This is a genomic window from Bartonella sp. CL25QHWL, from assembly GCF_042195335.1.
GTDB lineage: Bacteria > Pseudomonadota > Alphaproteobacteria > Rhizobiales > Rhizobiaceae > Bartonella.
Genome location: NZ_JBHIOE010000001.1, coordinates 93,918 through 103,834, shown reverse-complemented (window position 1 = coordinate 103,834; position 9,917 = coordinate 93,918). Strand labels below are relative to the sequence as shown.

Below are 9,917 nucleotides of genomic sequence, written 5' to 3'. Positions count from 1 at the left end.
ATTTTAGATTTTATGAAACTGAAAGAAAAAGGTTATGAATCATCCGGATATTGCTAGACGTGTTTACAATCATACTTGGAAACTTGATCCCATTATTCGTTCACTTCTCGATACGGATTTTTATAAGCTTCTTATGGTGCAGATGATTTGGGGGTTATATCCTAATGTTGATGTTACTTTTTCCCTCATAAATCGCTCTAAAACAATACGTCTTGCCGATGATATTGATGAGAGTGAATTACGTGCTCAACTTGATCATGCTCTTAGTTTGCACTTTACAAAAAAAGAAATGATTTGGCTTGCTGGTAATACATTTTATGGACGCAAACAAATTTTTGAACCGGATTTTCTTCAGTGGCTTGAGAATTTTCAACTCCCAGAATATGAACTAACCCGTAAAGATGGCCAGTATATTCTTCATTTTTATGGTTCGTGGGCTCATAGCTCTATGTGGGAAATTCCAGCCCTTGCTATTATAAGTGAATTACGTTCACGTGCTGCTCTCAAAAAACTAGATCGTTTTGCTCTTGATGTACTTTATGCGCGTGCTAAAGCAAAAATGTGGAGTAAAGTTGAACGTCTCAAAAAATTGCCTGATATTAAAATATCTGACTTTGGGACAAGGCGCCGCCATTCTTTTTTATGGCAGCGCTGGTGTGTGGAAGCATTAAAAGAAGGGATTGGTAATTCTTTTACTGGAACTTCTAATGTTCTTCTTGCCATGGATACGGATTTAGAAGCTCTTGGAACCAATGCACACGAATTGCCCATGGTTATTGCGGCTCTCAGCAATAACGATGATGAATTACGCAGAGCTCCGTATCAAGTCTTGCAAGATTGGAACCGTTATTATGGTGGAAATCTTCTCATTGTTTTACCTGATACCTTTGGTACAGAAGCATTTTTACGCAATGCACCAGATTGGGTAGCTGATTGGACGGGTTTCAGACCCGATAGTGCGCCCCCTATTGAAGGTGGCGAACGTATTATTCAATGGTGGAAAGAAAAAGGAAAAGATCCATGCAAAAAACTTCTAATTTTTTCTGATGCTCTTGATGTCAATACAATTGAAAAAACCTATCATCATTTCCATGGTAAAGTGCGCATGAGTTTTGGGTGGGGCACGGATCTTACCAATGACTTTACAGGCTGTGCACCTCAGGAAATCGAAACTCTTGATGCTCTTTCCCTTGTTTGTAAGGTGACCTATGCCAATGGTCGACCAGCCGTGAAACTTTCAGATAATCCTGAAAAAACGATCGGTGATTCAAAAGAAGTACAACGTTATATCAATTTTTTTGGTAATACAAAGCGAATTGCTAGACCTATAAAGACGTAGTTTTCGGCTCTTTAAACAAGTATATTGCCTCAACATATTGTTTATAAGATTGATTTTTGTTCTGCCCTAAGGATGAGGATTCTTAACCTTTGCTGGTCTGAAATAGTTCGGCTGTTTTTTGAGCAGATTCTACTTAGTCTATCAACGCATACGCTTCACTTACATAAGGCGCGATAGATAAGACTTAAAAATATTCACTACGCATTAAAAAAATACTTAACGCGCTAGGGAAGTTTAGCCAAGGAGGCTTCCTTATATCATTTGTCATAAATAACAGTGTTATACAGCATAACAAGATACTATCATTTTGCATGTTGAATGAGCGTGCGCGAGTATCATAAGTTTTTCTCATTTCAATCCTGTTAAATCAAGCACACTAATCCCCTTGCATATATGAAGGTTTTCAAGTTTTAAGAGTTATTGTTGTAGTTTGACAGTAGGTTTTATACTAAGTGGAAAGAGGCGGGATTAAGTAGGAATACGTGGTAATTTGTTGTTTTATGTACAATTTTTACCATTAAATGCGCGTTTTATCAAAATAGATTTTGACACCTAAAATTACAAAAATTACCGAAAATCAGAAAAAAGTGCGTTTCCATAGTAAAAATGAGAAAAGGCTTTCAAAACCCTTTGAGAACACCTTTAAAACTCTTTGAAAAAAATAAATTGGTACAAAATCTAGTGTCAAAATATACAAAACCAGATGACAAGCTACAATTGCAACATTAGAAATTACTAAGGCAACATTGGAGGATGATAAATAGCATGGTGACTATCGGTATGCATTTTGCAAGGCAAGGATGATGGTGCTCAAATAGATTTTATACACTTTACAGGAGATTTTACTTTATCCATGTATGGTCTGCTATTATGAAATGAGTAAAGCGTTGAGAAATGTTTCATTAAAATAAATGTGTAAATAACATGATTTGGGAGACCTTTTGTTTTACGTGAGGGGCATGACTTCATTAAAAAACAGAGAATGCAATAATATTTTTATTTCGAATAAGCTTTATATCAAGACAGAGAAATTATTTATTCGCATATTATAATAAGAATGCGTGTATGTATAAACCATTTGAAAAATTCTGTTGTTTCTTATGAATTATTCTTAAGTTAAGAACAGATGTAACCTTAAAGATTGATATAATAGACCGGCTTCTTAACTGTATAAGTATAAAAATGAGGGTATTTAGTAAGCTTTGTATTATATCCTCATTAAGAGATATGAAAACAAACGAAATGTCTATCATATCAATGACTTTTCAATGATGTATATATAGAGATTCATACAAACATGCTTTACAAAAATAATGACTCTCTTCCATGAATGTGATTTATCATTGTTTACCAAGTGAGAACATTTTGAGTATTCGTAAACAATCTTCTTTGTTCATAAAAATTATTTCACAAACATATTATTAATTAATTGCGCTCAAAAAGCTTGCTATTTCATATGTATTTTGGATATGGAGAGCTTATATTCAAAACTTAAAAGTCCTCATAGTTTTTACAAATAAGTCGAAGCTAAAAAGAGTATCTCATAAAGCCTTTTTTATCATTAAGAAGATGGACGTGTTACAATATAAATGGCACTCAGCAATAATATAACCGCAACAAGTAAGGAAATCCATAAAGGAGGGTGTAGCATTACGAAAAAGGATAAAAATCCTCCTGTCATACTCATCATTGCAAAAACTTTAACGAATGGAGAGATTGCTTTTTTTTCTTCCCATCGCTTAATAGGGGGACCAAAAATACGATGATTATTCAACCATTGATGAAAACGTGGAGAAGAACGCGTAAAACACCATGAGGCAACCAATAAAAAAGGCACCGTTGGCATAATAGGTAATACGACACCGATAATACCTAATATAACCATCGCCCACCCTGCTATATAATAGCAGATACGTAAAGGGTGCGATATCTTCGAATCTTTTTTCATTCTCTCGTACTATTTTCCTCTACGCAAAACCCTATACAAAAACATTGTATCTGTTTTTTTCTGTTTACATGTCTGAGTGCACAATTACGCTCTACCCCTTCATGCGTAAGTGTCTTTGCTGTTATAAGTTCCTTGAAAATACCGAATAGCTTACACAATATGATAATCATTTTAAATGATTTCAAGAAAAGAGGAGAGATTTTAGAAAAACAAAAAAATAAAAAGGCTGCAGAAGAAATCAATGCAGCCTCTTAATTAAGAATGCAGTGTTGGGGGGGAGAAAATGTACTGCACTCATCTGCTAGATATTAGGAGGAAAAACAACCTAGCACCCCAGACTCTAATTAAAATAAAAATGAGAAACAATATATAAAAATGCATGGCTGATATGCATGAATTTTAACACTTTCAAGTTTCTTGAACTGTGTTTCGACGAAAGAAAATCATCATGAAAATAGCCATAAAAATCAACGTCAAGATCAACACAATTGTGGAAGCAGAATCAGAGCCGATAAATAAGCTGAGATAAATCCCTAAAAAACCAGAAAAAGCTGCAACAAGTATCGCGATCATTAACATAAAAGAAAACCGCTTTGTGACAAGATAGGCAATTGCTCCTGGTGCTATCAGTAAAGAAATAACGAGCACGATACCGACAGCTTTCAAAGCTGCAACAATTGTAAGAGAAATCATCGTTAGAAGGGTATAGTGGAGTAGAGATATTGGTAACCCCATTGCACGTCCTTGAACTGTGTCAAAAATATACAGCATAAAGTCGCGCCATTTTGCTGCTAAAATAAAAGTGACAACAGCAGAAATGATTGCCGTCTGCGTTATATCAAGCCAGTTAACACCCAAGAGATTACCAAATAGAATATGATTCAAATCTAAGCTACTATAAATAGACGTGGCTAAAACAAGCCCTAAACCAAACATTGAAGAAAAGACCACGCCCATCACCGTATCCTGTTTGATACGGCTATTGCTCCCTAAAAAACCCGTTAATAGTGCACACACCATTCCTGCAACAAAAGCACCGCAAGTAATCAAAGTCATTGTAATATTCTCTGGACGCATATGCTGAAACCAAGCAAATGGCAAAGAAGTTAAAAATGCGATTACCCATGGTGTTGTCATATAACCAACAACAACACCTGGAAAAACTGCATGAGAAATGGCATCGCCTAACAGCGCCCATCCTTTCAAAATAAGAAAACAGGAAAGCATCGCCATGGGAATAGAAAGAATCATGACAATAAGCATACCCTTAAGCATAAAAGAAAACTGAAACGGAAGCAGTAATTGATCAATCATGATAATATTACACCCTTTTTTGCTGCATTTATGCGTAAGCGCGCGGCAATAAACCCATGTTTAGGAGCAAAAATAAAAGCTAAAACAAATAAAGATGCTTGAAAAAGCACAACAACCCCCCCCGTTTGTGCATTCAAAAAATAACTCACATAAACACCCAAGATACTTGTGAAGGTTCCAATTACAACTGCAATAACCAAGATGTTCACGAAACGATCACTTAAAAGATAGGCCGTTGCCCCAGGTGTCACAACAAGACAAATGACTAAGAACGCTCCAACGGTTTGCATCGCAGCAACGGTACAAGCGGCAAGCAATGTGAAAAAGAGAATCTTTAAAAATTTTACGTTTAATCCAATGGCATGCGCATGCGTCTCATCAAATAACGAAACAAGAAGATCTTTCCATTTCAAAAGCAATATAAGCAACGAAACAAAGCCGATAAAAGCCAATTGTAGAATATCTGTTGAACTAACTGCTAAAATATTTCCCAAAACAATCGTATCAATATTAACAGCCATTGGTTTTAATGATTTGAGAAACAACCCAAAGGCAAAAAAGGAAGAAAAAATGAGCCCAATAATGGTATCTTCTTTAAGTTTTGTCCGGTGGTTAAAAAAGAGCATTGCTGCTGCTGCAAGACCACCAGAAAAAAAAGCGCCAAGTGAAAAAGGTAACCCTAAAAGGTAAGCTCCTGCTACACCAGGAACAATCGAATGGGAAAGTGCATCACCAATCAATGACCAACCTTTTAACATCAAAAAAGCCGAAAGAAAGGCACAAACACACCCAACTAATCCAGAAACCCACATTGCATTCACCATATATTGATAGCTCAGTGGCTCAAGCAACCAAGAAATCATGCAACGTGCTCCACTCTTTCAATATCTTCACAAACGGCAGACTGCTTTCTTCCCATGAAAACATCATTTTTTTTTGTGGTTTGAAGATCAAAAATATGGTGGTGCAAAGACCCTCCAAAAGTTTTCTCCAGATTTTCCTTTGTAAAGATTTTTTCTGTTAACCCAGAAGCTAAAACGGTCCCTTTTATTAAAACTGTATGATCACAAAATTCGCGAACAGAACCCAAATTGTGAGTTGAAACCAAGATCACTGCTCCTTCTTTACGAAGATCTTGTAACAAAGCAATGATTTTATCTTCTGTTGTAACATCAACCCCTGTAAACGGCTCATCTAATAAAATAGCTTTTGCTTTCTGTGCAAGAGCGCGCGCTAGGAAAACACGCTTTTTCTGTCCACCAGAAAGTTCTCCAATTTGGCGCTTGGCAAAAGCCAACATATCAACGCGTTCTAAGGCAATACGAACGGCTTCATAATCTTGTGTACGGGCATAGCGAAAGAAATTCATATGACCATACCGCCCCATCAATACAACATCTTCGACCAAGACAGGAAAATTCCAATCAACATCTTCACTTTGAGGAACATAAGCAATGAGGTTTTTTTTCAAAGCTATATCAACAGGTAAATCAAACATGCGAATTTTTCCCTTTGAGGGGCGTACAAACCCCATAATCGCTTTAAATAACGTTGACTTACCGGATCCATTAACACCAACCAATGCCGTAATAGAACCCTTTGGACTTTCAAAATTCACTTCGCGTAAAGCTGTATGTCCATTACGATATGTTACCGTTACTCCTTGGGCAAATATTCCACATTCCGTCATTGGCTTTTTACTCCCTCTACTAAAGCATTGCTAATACGCCCACTCGTGACACGTAATAAATCAATATAAGTGGGTACCTCACCATTTTTCTCACTTAAAGAATCAACATAAAGAACACCACCGTATTTAGCCCCTGTTTCTCTGGCAACCTGCTTAGCAGGCGCAGGGGAAATAGTGCTTTCAGAAAAAACTGCATGAATATTGTATTTGCGAACCATATCAATAACATGCTTGACTTGCTGTGGTGTTCCTTGTTGGTCAGCATTGATGGGCCATAAATAAAGTTCTTTTAGATCAAAATCACGCGCCAAATAGCTAAAAGCCCCCTCACTTGTCACAAGCCAACGTTTGTCTTGCGGTACAGCTTCTAATTCAGCCCTAATTGGATCAATCGTTGCACGAATTTTCTGTTTATAAATTTCAGCATTCTGTTTATAAATTTCAGAATGTTCAGGATCATATTTTACAAAAGCATCGCGAATATTATCAACGTAAATCAAAGCAGAGGTCGGTGACATCCACGCATGAGGATTAGGTTTACCGCTAAAGGGGCCCTCACCAATTTTAATGGGTACAATACCTTTTGAAACAACAACACTTGGAACATCCTTGATATTTTGAAAAAACTTTTCAAACCAAAGCTCTAACTCTAAACCATTCCACAATACAAGGTTAGCTCCCTGAGCACGCATAAGATCGCGTGGGGTGGGTTGATATTCATGAATTTCCGCACCTGGTTTTGTAATGGATTCAACATCAGCGGCATCACCTGCTACATTGCGTGCCATATCAGCAATGATAGTGAATGTCGTAACAGCTTTAAATTTACCAGCACACAAAGCAAAATTGGGTGTAAAAAAAATAACACTTCCAAAAACTATGGTGAAAAACGTTCTTACGTTCATTGATTCTCTCTTTCCTTTATATGCCTTCTTTTTATTGCAAATAATTTGCATTATCATTTAGCAATAGCAGTTATCTTTTACATTTGCAATGAAGGATTAAGAGAAAAATAACTTTTCAAAATGTTTAAAAACAGTTTTTTCATATTGAAAAAATTGATGATTTAAGCAGCTTGTTTTGGTAAGGAGGTCCCCTTTCAAGAAGTTCTATAGCTCTTGAATGCCAAACAAAAAGGGAGCACTCAAAGATGCTCCCACTTCATGTAAAATATCTCATAAAAAATGAGAATACTCAGTAGCGTAAATATGCACCTGTCATTTTGGTAACATTATCCACGATCTTTGAGGCAAGCTTTTCTAAATCTTCATCCGTTAGAGTCCGTTCTATGGGCTGAATAGTTACTTCAATTGCAACAGATTTTTTATCTTCACCAAAGCTTAAATCTTCGAAAACATCAAAAACTTGCACTGAATGAATAAGTTTTTTATCGGCTCCACTTGCCGCACGAATAATAAGAGAAGAGGCAACAGTTTTATCCGCTATAAAGGCAAAATCACGCCGCACCATTTGAAAAGGTGAGAGTTTCAAAGGAGGACGGCTTTTGGTCGTTTTTTTCTTTGATTCTGGAATTCGGTCTAGAAAAATTTCAAAGCCGCATAAAGGGCCACTGACATCTAACTTTTCTAATGTAGCAGGATGAAAAACACCAAAAAAACCAAGAATAATCTTTGATCCAAGTTTTATGACACCTGAACGACCAGGATGATACCAATCTGGTGCTCCAACTTCAATCTGCACTTTCCCAATATCCATATCACATGCTTCTAAAATAGCTAAAGCATCTGCTTTGGCATCAAAAACATCAACGACGGTTGCATTTCCATTCCAAAAGCGCCCAGCACCTTTAAATTGCTCTGTTCCGCGACGAATCCCACTAACAACACGGTGTTGTTTATCAGGGGTGTCGCCCTCATAAATACTGGAAACTTCAAACAAAGCAAGATCGGAAAAACCACGATCAGCATTTCTTTGTGCCGCCATAATCAAACCAGGTAAAAGGGAAGGACGCATCATTGACATATCAGCAGCAATAGGATTAACCAATTTAAGCTCTTCTTGACCTCCTCCAAAAGCAAGAGCTTGATTTTCAGAAATAAAAGACCATGTTACCGCTTCTTTCATACCGCGTTGCACTAAAGCCAAACGTGTAGCACGTGAACGAATTTGTGCGCATGTTACAATCTGATCTTTTTCTTCTACGAAGTTTTCCAAAGGAATAGGTTTAATTTTATCTAACCCATAAATTCTCATGATCTCTTCCACCAAATCGGCTTTACCCATAATATCAGGGCGCCATGATGGTACTTTTACCGTAACGATATCTCCTTTTCCTTCAACAAAAAATCCAAGTTTTGTTAAAATAGAGATGATTTTTTCAGGCTCTATTTCCAAATTTGTTAAACGTTTAATTTCAGAAAAAGGAAAAGCGATCTGTTTGATTTCTTGTTGCTGATAGCCAACGATCCTCTTCTTAGATACTTCACCACCACAAAGATGCAAGACCAATTCTGTTGCAATCTCAAGCCCTGTTTCTATAAAAGCCGGATCAACACCTCGTTCAAATCGATAACGTGCATCACTGATAAGACCTAATGCTCTTCCTGTTTGTGCAATGCTTTGCGCATCCCAAAGCGCCGATTCAATAATAACGCGATGTGTTGTTTCATCACAACTCGTTCTTTCTCCGCCCATGATACCGGCAATCGAAACAACTCCCTCGTCATCTGCAATGACACAATTCTTAGCGCCCAAATGATAGATTTTTCCGTTCAGGGCTTGAAGCTGTTCTCCCTCACGCGCACAACGTACACACAAATTACCTTTAATTTTATCTGCATCAAAAACATGGAGTGGACGACCAAGGTCAAAACTGATGTAATTGGTCATATCAACAAGCGCATTAATCGGTCTCAAACCAATTGCATTCAAACGCTGTTGCATCCACTGTGGTGATTCGCCATTTTGAACATTGCGTACTTCACGCCAAGCAAAACCTAAACATAATGATGAATCTTGCGAAAAATCTAATGAAACATCGAGAGGTGTTTCAAAGGAAGGCTCAAATTTTGGTAAAGACAATTCTTTTAATTGTCCGATTCCTGTAGCGGCAAGATCACGGGCAATACCACGAACACCTGTGCAATCGGAACGATTAGGGGTCAAACCAATATCAATGACCGGATCATCTAAACCAGCATAAGCTGCAAATGAACCTCCAATAGGACTATCTTCTGGAAGTTCAATAATCCCATCATGCTCATTCGATAATTCAAGCTCTGCTTGTGAACACATCATCCCAAAACTTTCAACACCACGGATTTTTCCTACAGATAATGTTACATCAAGTCCTGGAATATAAGTACCTGGTAGTGCCAGAACACCAATAAGACCTGCACGCGCATTTGGTGCTCCACAGACAACTTGAACAGGTGTGGAAGTCCCTGTATCGACGGACAGAATCTGGAGTTTATCTGCATCAGGATGCTTTATTGCTGTTAAAACTTTTGCAATCACAAAACCTTTTAAAGAAGATCGATCATCAACGGAGTCAACTTCAAGACCGATAGCTGTTAGTTTCTCACAAATTTCATCCAAAGATGCATTTGTCTCTAAGTGATCTTTTAACCACGACAATGTAAATTTCATTTTAAAACCTCACATGA

At 37.3% G+C, this 9,917-nt stretch carries 7 protein-coding genes; 1 reads left to right on the top strand and 6 read right to left on the bottom strand.

Features of this window, described 5'->3' with window-relative positions; translation table 11 throughout:
- Window positions 1–34: 34 nt before the first annotated feature.
- Complete coding sequence (gene pncB / locus ACFILY_RS00360; RefSeq protein ID WP_273790248.1) at window positions 35–1,339, top strand: nicotinate phosphoribosyltransferase; 1,305 nt, start codon at window positions 35–37, stop codon at window positions 1,337–1,339.
- Between the two features lie 1,561 nt (window positions 1,340–2,900).
- Here the strand turns inward: pncB and ACFILY_RS00355 are convergent.
- The 6 genes from ACFILY_RS00355 to pheT all read right to left on the bottom strand — a co-directional run bounded on the left by ACFILY_RS00355 (window position 2,901) and on the right by pheT (window position 9,900).
- On the bottom strand, window positions 2,901–3,287 hold the full coding sequence (locus ACFILY_RS00355; RefSeq protein ID WP_375637216.1) for a YbaN family protein: 387 nt from the start codon (window positions 3,285–3,287) through the stop codon (window positions 2,901–2,903).
- 408 nt (window positions 3,288–3,695) lie between these two features.
- Entirely contained in the window at window positions 3,696–4,601 is a 906-nt protein-coding gene (locus ACFILY_RS00350; protein ID WP_273790250.1) for a metal ABC transporter permease, read from the bottom strand.
- Window positions 4,598–5,464 (bottom strand): metal ABC transporter permease, encoded by an 867-nt coding sequence (locus ACFILY_RS00345; RefSeq protein WP_273790251.1) that lies wholly within the window; start codon window positions 5,462–5,464, stop codon window positions 4,598–4,600. The genes ACFILY_RS00350 and ACFILY_RS00345 overlap by 4 nt, the downstream gene beginning before the upstream one ends.
- Complete coding sequence (locus tag ACFILY_RS00340) at window positions 5,461–6,291, bottom strand: manganese/iron ABC transporter ATP-binding protein (protein WP_273790252.1); 831 nt, start codon at window positions 6,289–6,291, stop codon at window positions 5,461–5,463. The genes ACFILY_RS00345 and ACFILY_RS00340 overlap by 4 nt, the downstream gene beginning before the upstream one ends.
- Window positions 6,288–7,196 (bottom strand): metal ABC transporter substrate-binding protein, encoded by a 909-nt coding sequence (locus ACFILY_RS00335; protein WP_375630541.1) that lies wholly within the window; start codon window positions 7,194–7,196, stop codon window positions 6,288–6,290. The genes ACFILY_RS00340 and ACFILY_RS00335 overlap by 4 nt, the downstream gene beginning before the upstream one ends.
- 289 nt (window positions 7,197–7,485) lie before the next feature.
- Window positions 7,486–9,900 (bottom strand): phenylalanine--tRNA ligase subunit beta, encoded by a 2,415-nt coding sequence (pheT, locus tag ACFILY_RS00330; RefSeq protein ID WP_375637214.1) that lies wholly within the window; start codon window positions 9,898–9,900, stop codon window positions 7,486–7,488.
- Between the last annotated feature and the right edge of the window lie 17 nt (window positions 9,901–9,917).

Coding starts and splice junctions, on each gene's coding strand:
- pheT (WP_375637214.1), bottom strand. CDS start 9,900: ATGAAATTTACATTGTCGTGGTTAAAAGATCACTTAGAGACAAATGCA.
- ACFILY_RS00340 (WP_273790252.1), bottom strand. CDS start 6,291: ATGACGGAATGTGGAATATTTGCCCAAGGAGTAACGGTAACATATCGT.
- ACFILY_RS00345 (WP_273790251.1), bottom strand. CDS start 5,464: ATGATTTCTTGGTTGCTTGAGCCACTGAGCTATCAATATATGGTGAAT.
- ACFILY_RS00350 (WP_273790250.1), bottom strand. CDS start 4,601: ATGATTGATCAATTACTGCTTCCGTTTCAGTTTTCTTTTATGCTTAAG.
- ACFILY_RS00355 (WP_375637216.1), bottom strand. CDS start 3,287: ATGAAAAAAGATTCGAAGATATCGCACCCTTTACGTATCTGCTATTAT.
- pncB (WP_273790248.1), top strand. CDS start 35: ATGAATCATCCGGATATTGCTAGACGTGTTTACAATCATACTTGGAAA.
- ACFILY_RS00335 (WP_375630541.1), bottom strand. CDS start 7,196: ATGAACGTAAGAACGTTTTTCACCATAGTTTTTGGAAGTGTTATTTTT.